Annotated in this window: 20 protein-coding genes and 3 pseudogenes; 11 read left to right on the top strand and 12 right to left on the bottom strand. The window is 60.1% G+C overall.

Features of this window, described 5'->3' with window-relative positions:
* The first annotated feature begins 226 nt into the window (after positions 1 to 226).
* A complete protein-coding gene (locus HAP48_RS10935; RefSeq protein ID WP_166213773.1) occupies positions 227 to 676 on the top strand; it encodes a c-type cytochrome in 450 nt (149 codons plus the stop codon).
* Between the two features lie 179 nt (positions 677 to 855).
* Positions 856 to 1260 (top strand): hypothetical protein, encoded by a 405-nt coding sequence (locus tag HAP48_RS10930; RefSeq protein WP_224497013.1) that lies wholly within the window; start codon positions 856 to 858, stop codon positions 1258 to 1260.
* An 85-nt stretch (positions 1261 to 1345) separates the two neighbouring features.
* Here the strand turns inward: HAP48_RS10930 and HAP48_RS10925 are convergent, their stop codons facing one another.
* Positions 1346 to 2032: a CBS domain-containing protein gene (locus HAP48_RS10925; RefSeq protein WP_224497012.1), complete on the bottom strand. Its 687-nt coding sequence runs from the start codon at positions 2030 to 2032 to the stop codon at positions 1346 to 1348.
* Positions 2033 to 2160: 128 nt separating this feature from the next.
* Between HAP48_RS10925 and HAP48_RS10920 the strand changes: the two genes are divergently transcribed.
* The gene (locus HAP48_RS10920) at positions 2161 to 2625 is read left to right on the top strand and encodes a host attachment protein (protein WP_166213774.1); all 465 of its coding nucleotides are present in this window, start codon (positions 2161 to 2163) and stop codon (positions 2623 to 2625) included.
* 235 nt (positions 2626 to 2860) lie between these two features.
* Positions 2861 to 3322 (top strand): CBS domain-containing protein, encoded by a 462-nt coding sequence (locus tag HAP48_RS10915; RefSeq protein WP_166213775.1) that lies wholly within the window; start codon positions 2861 to 2863, stop codon positions 3320 to 3322.
* A gap of 180 nt (positions 3323 to 3502) precedes the next feature.
* Here HAP48_RS10915 and HAP48_RS10910 read toward each other — a convergent pair whose 3' ends face one another.
* Complete coding sequence (locus tag HAP48_RS10910) at positions 3503 to 4339, bottom strand: universal stress protein (protein ID WP_166213776.1); 837 nt, start codon at positions 4337 to 4339, stop codon at positions 3503 to 3505.
* A 250-nt stretch (positions 4340 to 4589) separates the two neighbouring features.
* On the opposite strand from HAP48_RS10910, the gene HAP48_RS10905 reads away from it, so the two are divergent.
* Genes HAP48_RS10905 through HAP48_RS10895 form a run of 3 tightly spaced genes read left to right on the top strand, consistent with a single transcriptional unit; the run spans position 4590 to position 7175 of the window.
* Positions 4590 to 4778, top strand: coding sequence for a hypothetical protein (locus HAP48_RS10905; RefSeq protein WP_166213777.1), 189 nt, complete (start codon positions 4590 to 4592; stop codon positions 4776 to 4778).
* The gene (locus tag HAP48_RS10900) at positions 4771 to 5790 is read left to right on the top strand and encodes an LOG family protein (protein WP_166213778.1); all 1020 of its coding nucleotides are present in this window, start codon (positions 4771 to 4773) and stop codon (positions 5788 to 5790) included. Before HAP48_RS10905 ends, HAP48_RS10900 begins: the two co-directional genes overlap by 8 nt.
* Complete coding sequence (locus HAP48_RS10895) at positions 5787 to 7175, top strand: MBL fold metallo-hydrolase RNA specificity domain-containing protein (RefSeq protein WP_166213779.1); 1389 nt, start codon at positions 5787 to 5789, stop codon at positions 7173 to 7175. The genes HAP48_RS10900 and HAP48_RS10895 overlap by 4 nt, the downstream gene beginning before the upstream one ends.
* Before the next feature lie 128 nt (positions 7176 to 7303).
* On the opposite strand, the gene HAP48_RS10890 is transcribed toward HAP48_RS10895, so the two are convergent.
* From HAP48_RS10890 to HAP48_RS10880, 3 genes and pseudogenes are all read right to left on the bottom strand, one after another.
* Positions 7304 to 8509, bottom strand: coding sequence for a calcium-binding protein (locus HAP48_RS10890; RefSeq protein ID WP_166213780.1), 1206 nt, complete (start codon positions 8507 to 8509; stop codon positions 7304 to 7306).
* A gap of 716 nt (positions 8510 to 9225) precedes the next feature.
* Positions 9226 to 9699 (bottom strand): annotated as a pseudogene (locus HAP48_RS10885) (CBS domain-containing protein); the annotation flags it as partial.
* 13 nt (positions 9700 to 9712) lie between these two features.
* Positions 9713 to 9922 (bottom strand): annotated as a pseudogene (locus tag HAP48_RS10880) (cation-transporting P-type ATPase); the annotation flags it as partial.
* Between the two features lie 252 nt (positions 9923 to 10174).
* Between HAP48_RS10880 and HAP48_RS10875 the strand changes: the two are divergent.
* Positions 10175 to 10339 (top strand): hypothetical protein, encoded by a 165-nt coding sequence (locus HAP48_RS10875; protein WP_166213781.1) that lies wholly within the window; start codon positions 10175 to 10177, stop codon positions 10337 to 10339.
* Positions 10340 to 10532: 193 nt separating this feature from the next.
* Positions 10533 to 10700 carry a hypothetical protein gene (locus HAP48_RS10870; protein ID WP_338028988.1) on the top strand — a complete coding sequence of 56 codons (168 nt, stop codon included), beginning with the start codon at positions 10533 to 10535 and terminating at the stop codon, positions 10698 to 10700.
* Positions 10701 to 10748: 48 nt separating this feature from the next.
* Here HAP48_RS10870 and HAP48_RS10865 read toward each other — a convergent pair whose 3' ends face one another.
* Entirely contained in the window at positions 10749 to 11507 is a 759-nt protein-coding gene (locus HAP48_RS10865; RefSeq protein ID WP_166213782.1) for a CBS domain-containing protein, read from the bottom strand.
* Positions 11508 to 11684: 177 nt separating this feature from the next.
* On the opposite strand from HAP48_RS10865, the gene opgC reads away from it, so the two are divergent.
* Both opgC and HAP48_RS10860 read left to right on the top strand, forming a co-directional pair.
* Positions 11685 to 11975, top strand: coding sequence for an OpgC domain-containing protein (gene opgC, locus HAP48_RS49985; RefSeq protein ID WP_275949199.1), 291 nt, complete (start codon positions 11685 to 11687; stop codon positions 11973 to 11975).
* A pseudogene (locus tag HAP48_RS10860) lies at positions 11890 to 12879 on the top strand (OpgC domain-containing protein). Before opgC ends, HAP48_RS10860 begins: the two are co-directional and overlap by 86 nt.
* A 25-nt stretch (positions 12880 to 12904) precedes the next feature.
* Here HAP48_RS10860 and hemN read toward each other — a convergent pair.
* From hemN to HAP48_RS10830, 6 genes are all read right to left on the bottom strand, one after another.
* Entirely contained in the window at positions 12905 to 14257 is a 1353-nt protein-coding gene (gene hemN / locus HAP48_RS10855; protein WP_166213783.1) for an oxygen-independent coproporphyrinogen III oxidase, read from the bottom strand.
* A gap of 55 nt (positions 14258 to 14312) precedes the next feature.
* Entirely contained in the window at positions 14313 to 14990 is a 678-nt protein-coding gene (locus tag HAP48_RS10850; RefSeq protein ID WP_175612338.1) for a helix-turn-helix domain-containing protein, read from the bottom strand.
* A gap of 167 nt (positions 14991 to 15157) precedes the next feature.
* Entirely contained in the window at positions 15158 to 15316 is a 159-nt protein-coding gene (locus tag HAP48_RS10845; protein ID WP_166213784.1) for a hypothetical protein, read from the bottom strand.
* A 19-nt stretch (positions 15317 to 15335) separates the two neighbouring features.
* Entirely contained in the window at positions 15336 to 16058 is a 723-nt protein-coding gene (locus HAP48_RS10840) for a CBS domain-containing protein (RefSeq protein WP_166213785.1), read from the bottom strand.
* 62 nt (positions 16059 to 16120) lie between these two features.
* A complete protein-coding gene (locus HAP48_RS10835) occupies positions 16121 to 16477 on the bottom strand; it encodes a c-type cytochrome (protein ID WP_420869861.1) in 357 nt (118 codons plus the stop codon).
* Positions 16478 to 16491: 14 nt separating this feature from the next.
* Positions 16492 to 17328 carry a universal stress protein gene (locus HAP48_RS10830; protein ID WP_166213786.1) on the bottom strand — a complete coding sequence of 279 codons (837 nt, stop codon included), beginning with the start codon at positions 17326 to 17328 and terminating at the stop codon, positions 16492 to 16494.
* Between the last annotated feature and the right edge of the window lie 10 nt (positions 17329 to 17338).

Raw genomic sequence — 17338 nt, 5'->3', positions numbered from 1 at the left:
GCCTCGCATCATGCGACATTCTACCTTACTAATTTAGGAAAGATAGTAAGACGCCTCCTGCCGGACGGATTGTCGAGGAGTTGCAGGCTGAGCATCCGTGATCATGCAGCCGAGGCATCGACCGGCCGGCTGCCGCAAGCTGCAGAAATACGGTCCATTGACCTGCGTCAAGCTGACGGAAACCCAAGACCGCTAAATAGAATCCATCCGAAAGCCAGAGGGCGATATGATGACCCATTGCCTGAAGTTGCCGATGGTTCTCGGTCTGACCGCTGTTTTCGCTACGGCTGCTCACGCTGAAGACGGCGATGTCGGCAAGGCCGAATTCCAGGCGTCGTGCGCGAGCTGCCATGGGGCGGACGGAAAGGGCAAAGGACCGGTCAGCGAGCTACTGAAGATGCCACCTGCCGATTTGACGACCTTGGCCAGGAGCAACAACGGTGTCTTTCCGACTAGCGCGGTTTACGAAACCATAGATGGACGCAGGAAAATTCCCGCTCGCGGCACGCGTGAAATGCCCATTTGGGGAGAGCGATTCAACCTCATCATGAATGTCCCTCACATTCTCGATCCGGCCTACGATGCGCTCGATCCTTCGCGAGATTTGCGGGAAGTCGTCGTGCGAACGCGCATCCTCGCCGTGATCGATTATCTGAACCGAATTCAGCAGAAGTAGCGGCGGCGAAAGCGCTCGGGGCCGCTATGCCCGGCGTGGCTCGGCCGCGGCGACGCAATCTGCTGCAATAGATGAGCAGCACCCTGCGCGCGCGAAGGCCGCCACGCGCAACATTGATCCTGGTCAAGGGCGCTGTGAGTAAAGTCGCTAGTGGTCATATGGAAAGTGGAGGATCAACGATGACCAGCATACTGCTTGACGCTCAGAAAATTCAGAACATCCCGGCTCCCGTTCACCGCTGGTTCGAGCAGCAGATATCGGCGGTTCTCGGTCCAAGGTCGGCATCCGGAGGGTCGTCGCCTCGCTTGGTTGCTTGCACGGAAGCTCAGGCGGCCAACCTTCTCAATCGAATTAGACAGGCGCCATCTGCTGTCGAAGTGTTCTTCGGACTCGCTCATCCCGAGATCTCCTTCGGCGAGCCGCCAGTCGTGACGTTCCGACTCCTCAATCTTCAGCGCCGTGCTGGTTTGGAGAACATCACGGAACTCCTCGAGTGTCTCGACCTCATCAATCGGGCGTTTGCGGAAATGTGTCACGATCCGGCCTCGGATGCCATCGATCGCCTCTACATTAGAATGAATTAGGCGTTCCGCGGGATCGCGGGTTTTGAGGTGAGGCCGTTTGATCCGCAGACCGATTTGGTGGCCGCTTAATGACCGACCACCGAGATCAATAGGCCATTATAGGCGTTTCCAGAAGATGATCGTTCACTGCAACGACGCCCGGGATAGCCTCCGCGGCAATCCGGATCGCCGTGCGCTCGGCGGCGGATGGCGCATATCCCCACAGGTCGACGACGCCGTTCTGCACGGTCGCAGTCAGATTGAAAGGGTGTGCCCATGGTTGCTCGCAAAGCTCGCCGAGCAATTTCTTCCTGATGACAGAATCGGCAGGTGATATCTCCAGCTTCGGTTGGGCGCTTGTGACGGCTTGAAGCAGGTTGGCTCGACTGACAATGCCAATGAGCTGGCCGGTTTCATCGACGATGGGGACACGCTTGATACCGTGCTTCTCGAGCAGCATTGCAATTTCATGCAGAGGCGTCTCCGGCGTGGCGGTCACGACCTTACGGGTCATGATGTCGGCGATCTTGACAGCATGGGATTTCACGTAGTCGGACGCTATTTTCGCGTCTCCGACCAGAAGCCGCAGCCACCACGAATACGGGCGCTCGGTGCCCGCCTCAGTCCGATGCATCAGGTCGCTTTCCGTGACAATCCCGACGAGTTCGCTGTCCTTGCCCACAACGGGAACGGCACTGATGCGGTGCTGGAGCAGCAGGGAAGCAACTCGCCGCACCGTTGCATCGGAGGCCACCGTGACGACGGGTGACACCATGACGTCGCGTGCTTGCATGATCGGTGCTCTCTGTAGACGGGAAGATGTTACATTCTGCGGGATCGCGCGCATGCGTGATTTGACCCCGATCAATCGATCTGGAGTTCCCAGGCAGTATAGGAGTCGCTGAAGCGGAGGATGTCGATATGGCGGGAATTCCAAAGAACGCGCTCGTGTTTGCCGGAGACGGGCGCAAGGCGCTGTTTCTTCGCAACGAAGGTGACGATCGGCTCCCTAACCTGAAGGCGGAGGCTGTTTTCGAACATCAGAACCCGCCAACGCATCTGCAAGGTATGGACCGCCCGGGTCACTTCATAAAGGGGATCGTCTCTGGTCAGCGGGGAGCCGTCGCACCTACGAACTGGCACGAGCTCGAGGAGTATCCGTTTACGAGGCGAGTTGCGCGGGCCGCGGAGGACATTGTCCGGCGTGGAAAGGCGACGGCGTTTGTCATCGTCGCTCCGCCGCGTACTCTGGCACAGCTTCGGGCGACACTGGCTCCCGATGTCAAACGCCAAATCATTGCGGAGATACCCAGGGATCTGACCAGGCTTCCCGTCGGGGAAATCGAAAAGCACGTTGTGGAAGCGCTTGCGTCGCGCACACGATAGTGCCGTGCGGCCAGTCCTCTAATGCGCGGAGCCGCGCCTCAGGAGCGCGCTTCGAAAATTCGCGATTGCTCCCTGAGGACAGTTTTGGCGGAGCGGACAGCTCGCCGGATGGTCCTGCAGCCAAAACCAGCGGCTACATAAGCCGCACGGCTCTTATTGATCCAGGTCAGCCTAGCGCGCCGTTTTTGAACTATGCTGGCACATTATCGCGTACACGAAGCTCTAGGAGTTCGCCATGTTGGCTTTGGATGTTATGCGCACGTCTTTCGCGACGATCAAACCGGGCGCGCCATTGCTCGATGCCGTTCGTTTATTGTTGGAAACTGGCCAGCGCGGCTTGCCTGTGCTCGAGAGCTCGGGGGCGCTGGTCGGTGTTATCTCCGAAGGCGACTTCCTTCACCGTCGCGAACTGGGCGTGCATTGGCCAGAGGGCTTTTGGCTCGAATGGCTGCTGAGCAGAGAGGAGGGGTGGCTGATCCGCGAGCGGACCCGGGCCTTGAGCGTCGACGCTGTGATGAGCCGTAAGCCCGTCTGCGTCGATGAATGCGCGACGGTGGACGAGATCGTTGTCGAAATGGACAAGCATCAGATATCGCAAGTTATTGTTCTCCGGGATACGCGGGTCGTTGGCATCGTTGGACGCGTGCAGCTGATCATCGCGCTTGAGCGAATACTCGCGCGATCCGAGGGCGACTGACGCAGAAGCAGGCAATTGTGGAGCGTGCGATCTGATCCGAGCGCGCTTCCGGTCGAGCGCAAGAACAGCGACAAGCAGCCGGAATATCCCAGCTCGGCGGTCGGCAGTGTTCCAATGAAGAGCCGGCGGCGAGGGCGCCCCTAGCGCAGCGCCTTGTGCTTCTTGAACTCACCGCATTGATCAATGCGACATGAGCGTTGGGAGGGGCATGCATTGCAGCATTTCTCGCGTGACCCCTCCGAGGAGCCTCTCCTGGAAGCGTGAATGGCCGTAGCCGCCCATCACCAGAAGGTCCAGCCTCTGATCCGCCGCGACCGAGAGAAGCGTCGGCTGAATTTCTGAATGCTGTGCGCAAACCTTAACGATTTTTGCTGACAGGGCCGTTCGTGCCAGCTGCTGGACCAGCCGCTCCGGACTAGCCTCGTCGGATATGGTTGCCGAGTTATCGATCGTCGCGATCGTGATGGCTTCTGCATTCTTGAGCAACGGCATGGCGTCCCGCAAGGCACGGCTGGCGAGGCGGCTTCCATCCCAGCAGATTCCGATACGTCGTGGCGAGAGCGGCCCCCGGAACGTGTAGGGCATGAACAGCACGGGGCCGCCCGATTGGAATAGGATTTCCGTGGACAGATCGTTATCGAACGTTGATCGTTCGAAGTCGGGCTGGGATACGATGGTCAGATCATGGAGTCGTGCGGCCGCAGCCGCGAACGAGATGGCATTCGCGGGAATTGCGCTGATGGTACGGCAAGTGTAGGCAAGACCCGTCTTCGTGACCTCGCTCTCAAACGCGTTGATGGCGTTCTCCGCGCGCTCCATGGCACGAAGTCGCTCTTCCTCAAAAACCATCGGGGTCGTGGGAGATACGACTGCCGCGATCGGGATATTGGTTGACTCATAACCAATCGCCAACGCGGAAATATATGCGCTGCAAGCGGCGGCAAGGGAAATCGAGCCATCCACGACGGGTTGGACCGGCCGTTCAGACGGAATCAAAGCCAGCATATTCTTGAACATAAGGGAGCTCCTTTAGCCAGTGGTGACCGTCTCTCCTGACTTTTAATTGGCAGCCCGCTGTCGCGTATTGATCCATGTCAGAGAGCAGGCGATCGGTCCGCCGTCAGCTCACATCCTCTAGTTCCAAAGGCCGAGCAGGGCGAGAATGCCTATCGCTCCGGTGCCTATGAATTGACCTTGCTCAAGGCGCGGGTGCAGGCCGTCGCGGATGCTAGGCAACGTCATCGACTGCTGCTGACGAGGCGCTGCCATGACTGACGAAGTGAAGTTGCCCGTCGTCGAGCAACAAGAAAAGTACGGAGCAGATGTCGGATACGAAAAACCCGGTGATCGCCGCTGGCTTCTTGATCTGTTGGAAGACGACGACGTTCGTGAGGTTCTAAAGCATCAAGCGGCGCTCACCCCCCCCAAAGCAGACGGCAGAGCGGTGTATGATTGACGAGGGCGGTCTGCGATCAAACCGTCCGAGCTCGATCCCGAAGCCGGCCCACAGTGTCGACAGGACTGCGGCACTCACGGGCGAGGAGCCCGAGAGCGCCGAGAAGGACATCCGCGTGCCCGACACTCTGCGCGGAATCCTGCGATCGCCAAGCTATCAAGAGGCGGATCAGGACGAAAAGTTCCTGCAGAGCGAAGCCACGCGCGGCATTCGTCTCCAACTTGATTTCCTCAAGGCCGAAACTCTGCTCCGGGAGCATCAGGTCGCTCATACGATCGTCGTCTTTGGCAGCACTCGCATCCGCGAAGCACAGGCGGCGCGCTGGTCGGTCGCATCGCCAGTTGACGCGCTGTCGTTGAATCCCGACGATGACAGCTTGCAGCGCCGTCTCAAGACGGCACGGAGTATCGCGGCCAAGAGCAAGTACTACAGGATGGCGCGTGAGTTCGGCCAGATTGTCGGCGTCGCAAGCGAAAAGGCCATCGGCGGCCGCCTCATGATCATGACTGGTGGCGGCCCCGGCATCATGGAAGCCGCCAACAGGGGCGCGCACGATGTCGGGGCCCAGTCGATCGGACTGAACATCAGGCTTCCGAAGGAGCAGGACCCTAACCCATACGTCACGCCCGAGCTCTGCTTCAGGTTCCACTATTTTGCGATGCGCAAGTTGCATCTTTTGATGCGCGCCCGGGCGCTGGTGGCATTCCCGGGCGGCTTTGGCACGATGGACGAACTGTTCGAAGTGCTGTCGTTGGCACAAACCCGAAAGATCGCGCCGGTGCCGGTCGTTCTGGTTGGCGAATCGTATTGGCGTCGCGCGTTTGATCCGGACTTCCTCGCTGACGAGGGTGTCATCGATCCGGAAGACAGGGACTTGTTTTGGTTTGCAGAGTCCGCCGAGGAGGCCTGGCAGAGTATTCTGAGGTGGCACGAGGCGGCCGGCCGGCCGCTCCTTACGGTTGGAGACGACGCCTCACGGGACAAGCCGGTCAGTCAAGAGGTCAAATCGTGAAGTTATCCTTTCATGGCGCCGCTCGAGCGGTGACCGGGTCCTGTCATCTGGTCGAATGCCTGAATCAGCGCATTCTGATCGATTGCGGTCTTTTTCAGGGAAACCGCGATCTGGTGGAAGAGAACGTCGCCGCCTTCGGGTTCGATCCTGCAACCATCGACTATGTTCTGCTGACCCATGCCCACCTGGATCACTGCGGCAGGATTCCATTGCTCGCGAAGCGAGGTTTCAGGGGTGAGGTGATCACGACTGCGGCGACTCGCGAGCTGGCCCGTCTCGTGCTGGTCGATACCGCGCATCTTCAGGAGGAAGACGCACAGCGGAGAGCCCGCCAACGGCGCAGGCGCGGGGAAGAGGATGCGTCGCAGCCGCTCTACAACGTCGTCGATGCGCTCGATTGCTTCGATCGATTTGGAAGGACGGCTGAATATGGACAGCCATTACAGCTCGCAGAGGAACTCCGCGCGACCTTTTTCGATGCCGGCCATATCCTGGGCTCTGCGAGCATCCTGATCGAGGCTGCCGAGCGCGGGAGCACGCGTTCGGTTCTGTTCTCGGGTGATCTTGGTAACGCCGGTCGTCCGCTGCTGCGGCTCCCGAGTCCTCCCGCTCGTGCCGACATTGTCGTCATGGAATCGACGTATGGAGACAGGCGCCATCGGTCGCTGAAAGACTCCATCGAGGAGCTTTACGGCGCGATCAGCAGCACGTTGGCGCGAGGCGGCAACGTCATCATCCCGACCTTTGCGCTCGAGCGCGCCCAGGAGATCCTCTATGTCCTGAACCAAGGGGTGGAGCGGAGCAGGCTGCCGCCGACCATGCAAATCTTCCTGGACTCGCCGATGGCGATCTCGGCGACCGAGATATTCAAGCGGCATTCCGAATGTCTCAGCTCCGAGGCCGCCTCTATGTTTCGCGAAGGGCGGGACCCACTTCAGCCGGCAAATCTGCGCCTGGTCCGCGAGAGTGCCGATTCGGTCGCCATCAACAGGATAACCGGCGGTGCCGTCATCATGGCCGGGTCCGGGATGGGCACCGGCGGCAGAGTTCGCCATCATCTCCGGCACAATATCTGGCGCAACGAATCCGCGGTGGTGTTCGTCGGATACGCCGCCTCGGGAACGATTGCGCGGCAGATCATCGATGGGGCCAAGTCCGTTCGGCTGTTCGGCGAAGACATTGCGGTCCGCAGCGCGATCTACACAATCAACGGATTCTCAGCTCACGCGGACCAGCAGGAGCTGCTCGCATGGCGACGCGCGATCGAGGGATGCGAGGCAACGTTCCTGGTCCACGGCGAAGAGCTTGCAATGCAGGCGCTCGCTGCGCATTTGGAGGGACAGCGAGTTGAGCTGCCGCGTCTGGGCGACGGGTTTGATCTATAGATGGTCTGCGAAGGAAAGCCGAAGATTGCCGGCGCGCCACCGTCGCGGGAACACTATTGCGATTGAGGCCGCAGTACAGAAGGCGGGGCCTGGTTGAGTGTCTAAATTCGTTCCTACCGGCGTTCGGACTAGCTGGCAATCGCGAAGTTCGCCGCAGAAATCGTGCTGGCGGTTGCGCCGTTCAGCCAAACGCTGGTGTCAGCATCAACCTGTACCACGAAGTAGGCGCCGTTCTGGTAGGAATGCGAAAGAACGTCCGTGAAGGAGGAAAATTCCGAGCCGCTCAGTTGCACGACATCCAAGCTCGGTGTCCAGTCCTGCACGACCTGCACTCCGGGAACATCGTTGACGACGAATGTGTCGTTGCCCACGCCGGTGCCCGGACCGCCGCCGTCTCCGCCGAAATAATAGTTCACCCCGGCACCGCCGTCGAAATAGTCGTCGCCCGCACTCCCGATCAGAACGTCAACGCCATCTCCGCCGAACATGATATCGTTGCCAGAGCCGGCATAGACATAATCGTTGCCGCCGTACCCGTAGGCGTAATCGTCTCCTGCATCCATGTTCAGGACATCGATATTTTGCGAGCCGATGGCAATGTCATTCCCGTCGCCGCCATAGGCGGAGCCGCCGCTGCTTGCCAGATAGAGCCAGTCATTGCCGCCGCCGCCTTCAAGGAGATCGATGCCGGCGTCGCCAACGAGCGTGTCGTTTCCGGACTCGCCGTACAGGCTGTCATTGCCGAGGCCACCATAGATCAATCCGTCGCCGACGATCAGGTCGTTGCCTTCGCCGCCGAGGACAATGCCTCCTCCGCCATAGATTGAATCATTGCCGGCGCCGCCGTCGATATGGTCCTGGAACGCGCTGCCCCCGTAGACGATGTCGTCACCGTCACCGCCGTAGACGACGTTGGTTTGGCGGGTAACGACCTGCGTTGAAGTACCGATCAGGGTAACGACCTGAATCTCCTCACCCGTAAAAATGACGTCATTGCCGGCCCCGCCGTACAGTGAATCGGTGCCAAGGAAATGGCCCGGAGACGCATATACGACGGAGGGCCCGCCATAGATGGCGTCATTGCCTCCGCCGCCCTCGATGTAGTCGCTGTTGACGTCTCCGGAGAGGGCATCATTGCCCTCTCCGCCATAGAGAATGTCCGGCATGAGGCTGCCGGTCAGAAAATCGTTGCCGTCACCGCCATAGAAAATTGCGGCAGAACTGGGGTCTGTGGCGACCGTGTCATTACCATCCAGTGCGTAGACCGTAGCCGGAAAAAGAAACCCGCCGGTCAGGAATGTGTCATCCGCATTGGTGAGAATTGTACCCGCCATGGCCGATCCTTTCCTTTAAGGTAGCAAAGCACTCTGCATGGTTTGAGAATTGATCTGCGTCAACGCCTCATAAACCTAGGGCGAAAGGGGGCGAGCCGGGCGACCGCAGACATCACGGACTGCGAGTTTCTCGGCATCCAGGTTACGGGGTGTGTCAGACCCCCGCAATCCGCCAACTCGGCGCGCCGCAGGTGCTAGCAGCGGACAAGTCGCCGAAAAAATCCCTTCCGGCCGGGTATCGCGCCGAAATCAATTTGCTCGGTGATTCTTGATGCTTCAGACGGCATGTGACTGGTGATAAGGGCGAGCGCGAGGCGCGGTCCGATGCCGACCAAGATTATAAGAAGCTCCAAAAGGAGTGCAAACGCGACTTCAACAGCAAGGGCCAAACCCGCCGCGGGGAGGCGCACGAAGATCTCGATTTTGAGCCCGGCGAGGGTGAGCGCGGCGTAGCACCTGCAGCGCCAATGCTCTCAGCCGCTTCGTCGCGATACTTTCCGACAGGTGGATGGCGCTACAAAGCGACCCGAACAGGAAAATCATCAAAATAGCTTTTGCCATTTCAGTGGTCATACCAGAAACTCCGAATGCGCGTGGTCCGAAGGCGAGTGCATCGCAGCGGAATGTTGTTGCTCTGGGTCAACAGAGCGACATACGGTTTGGAGATTGTCCACGCCATCGACGTTTCACCTGAGATATTCCTCGCCAAGTCGCCGTCAGTGGGTCTGCTTCTCCTCCAGTTCCTGACCTTCGGAAGATTTCAAGTAGAATCCCGAGAAGCTATCACCCCAGCAGAGGTGATCGTGCACCTCGAGGACTCCGGGAACGTTCTCGGCCGCGACGATCGCGGCCTTAGCGAAATCTGCTTTCGGTAATCACGCCGCTCAAGTGGACAATGCCGTCCCGGACGATGACGCTGAGTCCCAACGGGCACCACGCGTTCCGTTCGATCTCGTCCAGAATGCGCCGCCGGATCTGGTCGTCGTTCACGGTCGGAGCAGGTACGTCGCGTGCAAGGCTCGCCACCGCTCGCAGCAAGTTCCTGCGGGTGATCATGCCGACAGGCTTGCCGCCGCGAACCACCGGCAGCCGCTTGACGTTGTTTTTTCCATTAGTTCGACGACCGTCGTCAACGGTGCATCTTCGGCCACGGTGACCGGCGCGCGTGTCATGATCTCCGAGACCTTTCGGGATGGCAATCAGCGGATTGACCAAACGATGCACGATCTTCTGCAGGATCGATCGCGTCCGCGACGGCCCTGCGAGGTTTGGGCCGATCCGGGCGAGCCGCTTCTCGGCCTGTTGCTGGCGCAGACCGCACCGTTGGGTGTCGAGACTGCGCAAGAGCGAATCGGTTGGCTCCCGCCAGAACACTTCAACGGCTGGCCCATACGTAGACGGCTTGAGCGGCATGAGAGTCTCGCGCTGCTGGAAAGAATTGGCATTAATCATAGGGCGGCTCGTGGGTGCGAGGTTGATGCGGCTCAAGCGACTCGGGGCGGTGGGCGACCCATGTCCCTGGGGAGGTAAGTCTTTGGCAAAGGGAGGAAATTCTTACTCCAAGTCAGGCGAGCTGGACCAGGCCACGCCCGCTGCTTGCTGGCCGGCGCGTGCGCGGCTACGATTAATTTTTCAAGCACGCGAATGGGTAGAGAAAGCTGTTCCATGGAGGGATTTATTCATCACGAGAACCTGGCCTTATTCAGGAAGAAGCTCGCAGATCCGCGGCTGACGGACGAGGAACGCAAGGTCGTGCTCAAGCTGTTGGCGGATGAAGAGGCGAGACAGGTTGGGTCTCAAGGCGCGACAGAAGATCGCAAGCCGGATTGATGCGGATCAAGTCCGACGCCGCAGCAATCCGCTTTGCGTGGGTCGCGCAGATTCCCCAACAGCGCACAGCAGCTCACGGAAGCTGCCGGCCGCCGCAAGCTGGCAGCTTCTTTGGGCGGGGCTTGTTTGGTCGGAGACCCTTAGATCTTGATGAGGACCTACTACTTCGACACGAAGGATGGCGTCCCGGTCCGTGATCGGACGACTTGAATTCGCGAGCGCCGCCGCCGCGATCACGCACAGCAAGCAAATGGCGAGCAGGATTCGCAGCGACTATCCATCGGGCGACGTCGATCGTCACGCTGTGGTCATCGACGAGTCTGGCAAGGAAATTCACCGGGAGGCGATCTATCCTGCCTAGGTACCTGAGGACTAATCTGTCGATGCAAGGTAGGCGCCATTGGCAAGTTTATCGGGGCCTCTCGCATGCGTACAAAGGCTGATCGTCTTCTGTCGAAGGCTCTACCTCCAACGAGACAAAGTCGCCGCCGCCATAATCCTCTTCCGGCGGTGGGTAGGTGATTTTCACCAATTGGTCTTCGACCCGCTTCACCCCGTCGATGTTTTCCGCTGCAACGATCGCTGCTTTGTGAGCATTGTCGCTCCGGATGCTCCCGCGCATGCTGACGATCCCGTCATGTACGCTGACGTTCAGCGCAGCGGGTCGCCAAGGCGCATGCGCAAGTGCCGCAATGACTGACGTACGGATCTGATCGTCATCGCCGGAAGAGGGTAACCCTTCGAGGCGAGGGTTCGCGATGGCGGTCATGAAATCCGTGCGCGTGACCATTCCGACCAGCTTTTTGTCGCGCATGACCGGGAATCGCGTGACGCCGTGCGATTCCATGAGCTGGACGACCTGTTCGAGCGGTATGTCCTCCTCAACGGTGATCGGCTTGGGCGACATGATCTGGCGGACCTTGCGGCCGTGTTGGCGGGCGAAGTCGAGTGCGACCTGGTTCGTGCCCGCGAGCATCGCAAGCCAGCGGCCGCGACGCTTCTCCGTTCCAACTTCCACGCGGCGGATGAAATCTCCGTCCGACAGGATCCCGACAAGCGTTCCATCCCGATCGACGACAGGAAGGCCACTGATGTGATGGGACAGCATCGTCTTAATGGCATCGATCACCGATGCATCGGCATCGATTGTGATGACGTTCCGTGACATGATCTCCCGTACGCGCACGGCGTAGATCCTCCGACATGAGTTGATAAAGGCCAGCTAACTCCTGAAGGAGCAACGTGTGTTGATCCTTATCAACCGAACGGTCGTGCAGTTGCGCTGATATGCCCGGATTGGGCAGGCAACCGAGTTAGGCAAGCGGCCGACAGCTGGTAACAGTTCATGCCTTCTGATTGTTCGACCGGCCGCCTGAACGGCCGGAATGTTCACTGGAACGCCGCGTCCCTGACGGTTCATCCGGGGAAGGATGACAGCGTGCCCTGGGACCGCGATCTCCGGCTCGACCTGTGCCGAGGTGTTCCTCTCTGGTGCATCTTCCTCGATCACATTCCCGATAATGTCTTCAGCTGGTTGACCCTGCGCCATTATGGCTTCAGCGATGCGACCCGAAGTCTTCATGTTCGTGTCCGGCGTGACCTGTGCGCTGAGCTACAGCGGTGTTCGCCGACGTGATGGGTGGGCTTCAGTCTTCGCGCATACCCTGCTGCGAGGCTGGGAGATCTATGCGGCCTTCCTCATCCTGACCGTAGCGCTTGCCGTGGTCGTGTATGGCTCGGGTAGCGACCGGCTGGCGGACCAGGCCAACGTGAATATCCTGCTGCAAAAGCCGGGCGCAGCGCTGGCCCATGCCGCCATCCTGATGTATCGCCCCGTGAACACGGATGTCCTGCCGACCTTCGTGGTGTTTCATCTATCGTTTGCGCCCGCCCTCTGGGGAGTGTTGAAGTTTCCCAACGCGTCCCTGCTGATCTCCGCGTTTATTTATGCGCTGGTGCAATTTTACGGCTGGAACCTGCCGGAGTGGCCGATCAATCAGTGGTACTTTAATCCGCTCGCGTAGCAGTTCCTGGTCGTTCTGGGGGCGTGGTGGACGATCTGGGGCCATCGAAGGTTCTGGCGGAGAATCGCTTCGTGGCCTGTCGTCGCACTTGCGACAGCGTACCTCGGTTTTAGTCTCTTGATCACATTGAGCTGGGAGATCGAGCCACTGGCGGCCGCGATCCCGGGCATCATTGCGCGGGTGATCTATCCAATCGACAAGACGGATCTGGACCCGCTGCGGCTCCTGAATTTCCTCGCAATCGCGGTCGTCGTGGCGAGGTTCGTGCCGCCGAATTGGCAGGGAGTTGAGAGGTGCGTCCTGAAGGGCGCTATTCGTTGCGGCGAGCGTTCGCTCGAAACCTATTGCGCGGACGTCGTGCTATCGCTGCTGGCGGATTTATATCTCACCGAAGTGTCCAACGGCATCGCGTCGCAGTTCGTGGTAAGCGCTGCAGGGATCTCGGTGCTCGTTCTGCTTGCGACATGCATGACCTGGATCAGCAAACGAAGCAGGCAACATCCAAAGCTGCTCTAAAGGGGGCGCACCGCCATGTCACAACCTAGACCGCTCGACTATGCCGGGCCGTGGCGCGGCCGAGGTGAGCGTCGAACGCCGAGGCGACGCTTCGGACCAGGAATTCCGCGTCATCATTAATCGAGAGGCGATCACCCATCATCGTCACGGCGCCGTCCGCGATCAGCCTGTCGAGCCGGGAACGATCGACGATGGCCGAACCAAGATCCCGGCGGTGCCGGCGGCACATTCCCGGCAGGTCGACGGCCATGTCGCACATGATGCGCTCGATGATATCGGCACGGAAACGGTCCTCCCCGGTCAGCTTGTAGCCCTTGACGGTGGAAAGCCGGTGCTCGGCGATGCGCGCAAGGTAGTCGCGTGTCGCGACTGCATTCTGCACGAAGCCCTGCGACATGCGGCCGATCGCGCTGGCGCCGAGACCAATCAGGGTCTCGGCAGAATCATCCGTGTAGCCCTGGAAGTTACGCCGCAGCCGGTTTTCGCGCTTTGCGATGGCCAGATTGTCGCCGGGGAGCGCGAAATGGTCGAGACCGATGCGGATGTATCCGGCATCGGTTAGCGCCTGCGCGATTGTTTCGGACTGACGATGCCGTTCGAGACTATCCGGCAGCGACGCTTCGTCGATCATGCGCTGGTGCTTCTTGAAGGAGGGAATATGGGCATATCCGAACACGGAAAACCGGTCGGGCCGCAACGCGACGCATTTGTCGACAGTATCCAGGCAGGAAGCCACAGTCTGAGATGGCAAGCCGTAGAGCAGGTCGAAGTTGACGCGACCGACGCCAGCACGGCGTAGCCGCTCGAGCGTTTCCGCGGTCTGCTCAAGGCTCTGCGAACGATTGATGGCGTGCTGAACGACAGGATCGAAGCTCTGGACGCCAAGGCTCGCGCGGTTGACGCCGCTGTAGCCCAATGCCTCCGCCATCGGCTCGGACAGGGTGCGCGGATCGATCTCGACGGCGATCTCGGCATCGGGCCGCACGAAGAACGAGTAGCGTAGCGCGCCGATGAGATCGGCGAAGGTTTCGGGCGTCATGATCGTCGGAGTGCCGCCCCCGAAGTGGATGTGGGAGACGGGCAATCGCTGACCGACCGCTTCCGCAACGAGGTGCGCTTCAGTTCGAAGGCCGGCGGCGTAAATGGCGACCGGTTCGTCGCGATTGGTGATGGAGGTGTGGCACCCGCAGTACCAGCACATCGACCGGCAAAACGGCACATGCAGGTAGATCGAGGCCGGTCGCCGGGCTGAAACCGACCTGAGCCATGTCCGGTAATCAGCCTCGCCGACCTCCGCAGAAAAATGCGGAGCCGTGGGATAGCTGGTGTAGCGCGGCAGCCTGTCCTGCCCATAGGTAATCGCCAGGTTCGACCGCATTCGATTCCTTGCCTCTCACTCGCGGCCGGTCATCGGAGCCTGGCGCACCCTTCGCTCATGCCGCCATGATTCGGTTCGACATCGCACGATTGCGCAGTTCTACCCGGCGCGAGGTCGGAAGCGAGATCACGCCGTTCTGCTCAAGCTGGGTAAAGGTGCGCGACACCGTTTCAATCGTCAGACCGAGATAGTCGGCGATATCCTGACGCGACATCGGAAGCTCGATGGCGGCATTCTTGACGGCGCGGCGCGCCATGTCATGGAGGAAGCCGACGACACGATCTTCGGCGCTGCAGATCAGGAGCATCAGATGCTCCTGGAAACGGCGCAGCTCCTGGGCCGTAGCATCCCACATTTGCCGTGCCAGATCCTTTTCGTGAGTCGCGCGAACCATGAGCGCGGAGCGCTTGACCACGATGACCCGCGTCTCGGAGACGGCTTCAGCCGAGGAGATATGGGTCTCGCCAGCCTCGAAGCCGAAGATGTCGCCAGGGAGATAGAAAGCGCCGATCTGACGACGTCCGTCTTCCAGAATTTTGTAGGTTCGGACAGCGCCGGAAACGACTTGGTAGAAGTATTCCGCGGCCTCGTCCTCGCCGTAAATTTCGCAGTTGCGTGCGAACCGCATCGGCATCCCGATCATGCCGAAGGGCCCTTCGACGCGTTCCTGCCGGCTGAAGATGCTGGTCGGGTGACGGCTGTTCTCGAGAGAAATGGCGTTCTGGGTCTGCATGGCGACGCTCCATGGATGGGAAGATCGATGGAGCCAGATTGATCGCATCTCCTAGATCGGGAAATTTGGATATTTTCCCTAAGTAGAAGCCACTTACGTATTTATACGTAGGTGCCGGACAAAGTAGCCTCGCGCCGAGACATCGGTCGCTTGGCGCGACAGCGAAGCTAGGTCCCGTTCTTGTCAGGATAGGCAGCGCGTGTGCTGGCTCGGTCCTGTTCTCGGCGCCAGCGCGTCGTGTTGCGATCGGTGACGGTGAGCACGAGCGCAAAGATCGCGAAGATGAGACAGACGGCTGTCACGACAAGCAGTGTACTTATTGCCATGTTGGAGCCCTCGATCTGATCAGCCGGCCGCCTTGACGTCTTCCGGCGATTCCACGTAGTAGCCCGAGTAACCGTCAATGAAGCAGAAATGATCGTGGACTTCTTTGACGCCCGAGGTGTTCTCGGCGAGCACGATTGCGGCCCGGCGAGCTCGTTCGTCGAAGATCAGGCCGTGCAGATGCACGGCGCCGTTGCGCACCCAGACCTGGAAGCCAGCGGGGCGCCAGCCGGTGGCGTTGATTTCACGCAAAATCCGTTCTCGGATATGGCTGTCATCGACGGTCGGATCGGGCACTTCGCGCGCCAACGATGCAACGGCCTGCAAGATGTCCGCCCGAGTGACGATCCCGACCATGATCTTGCCGCTTACGACCGGCACCCGCTTCACGCCATGCTTGTGCATCAGATGCACGATCTCGTCGAGCGGCGTCTGCTCGTCGACAGTAATCGGATTGGTGCTCATGACGTCCTCGACCTTGCGGCCCCGCTCATGCACGAAATCGGTCGCGGCGCGGCCGACGCCGGTGAACAGCTCCAGCCAAGCCGAACGCTTGTGTCCGGTTCCGATCTCGCCGCGCTCCAGGAAATCTCCCTCGGACACCATACCCCTGAGCGTGCCGTCTTCGTCCATCACCGGCAGACCGCTGAGCTGGCATCGCAGCATGATGTTGGCCGCATCCAGGATCTTTGTGTGCGGACTGACGGCAATGATCTGCTTGGTCATGATCTGATGCGCGCGCATGTCGACCTCCGGGTTGAGAAACGAAACAATAATGCTCCATGCGTTGCGCACATTGACCTGGCTCAACGGTCTGCTTGGCCGCGCTCCAGAGATTTCAAGAACAGCATGAAGTCGCCCACCTGGTCCGCCTCGAAGCTGAACTGGGGCATGGTTGGATGGCCGGTAATAATTCCTTCCGCCAGCGATTCTTGCAGCATCTCGACCGGATAGCGTTCGTGCAGTGTCCGGAACGGAGGCGCTATCCGCAGCGGACTCGGGCTTACTCGGTCGATTGCATGGCAGCGGGCGCAGTAGAGCTGCGCAAGGCGACGGCCTTGCTCCTGGTTCGCGGCGGCTGGAGTCAGCGTAGCGCAGATCGTACCGATGATGACGAAGCCACGAGCGACATGGCTCCGAAATGTCCTGGCGGGATGCTTCACAGTTCGGCTCGCGCTTAGTGAGACATCAGGACCGGGACGGTCATCGCGCGCAGCATGTCGCGCGTCACGCCGCCGAGCAGAGTTTCCTGCAGGCGGGAGTGGCCGTATCCGCCCATCACAAGCAGGTCGAGGCTTTCATCCGCCGCGATCGACAGCAGGATTGACTGAATTTCCGAACGGGACGCCGGCAACGACGTGATCTTGGCCGGAAGCCCTTCCTTTGCAAGATAGCGCACCAGATGATCGGTGGAGCTTTCTGAGGGGATCGGATCGGCGCCATCGATGGTGATGACAGCGAGAGAATCAGCGGCGCGCAGCAGCGGCATTGCGTCATGGAGGGCGCGGGCAGCAAGCCGGCTGCCGTCCCAGCAGATACCGATTCGCTTCGCCGAAAATGCACCGTGGAATGTATAGGGCATAAACAGGACGGGGCCGCCGGCCTGGAACAATAGCTCGCGCGGGATCACGTTGTCGTAGCTGTCGTATTCGCCCAGCGGCTGCACTACCACGGTCAGGTCATGCAGTCGCGCGCTCGCGCATATCATCTCGCGAGCTTCGATGGGGAGCGCACCCACGGCACGGGTCGCGTAGGATATCCCCGCATTCCGTGCCTCGACATCGAAGACGCGCAGCGCAGCCTCGGCGCGTTCGAGGGCCTGTGCGTGTTCTACCTCGATCACCGAGGCGACCGCCATGCCCCCTTCGACGACCAGCGGTACGCTGGCAGTCTCGTAGCCGATCGCCATTGCGTCGAGATGCGCGCCGGTGCCGAGCGCGAACGAAACCGATCCGTCGACCGCGGGACGTGGCGACAGCTCCGTAGGGATGTGGACCAGGATGTTCTTGAACATGAGCCGTTCT

Source organism: Bradyrhizobium septentrionale, assembly GCF_011516645.4.
In the GTDB taxonomy this organism is placed as follows: Bacteria; Pseudomonadota; Alphaproteobacteria; order Rhizobiales; family Xanthobacteraceae; genus Bradyrhizobium; species Bradyrhizobium septentrionale.
Note: the sequence above shows the minus strand (reverse complement) of the source record. Positions and strands in the feature narration are given on the sequence as shown.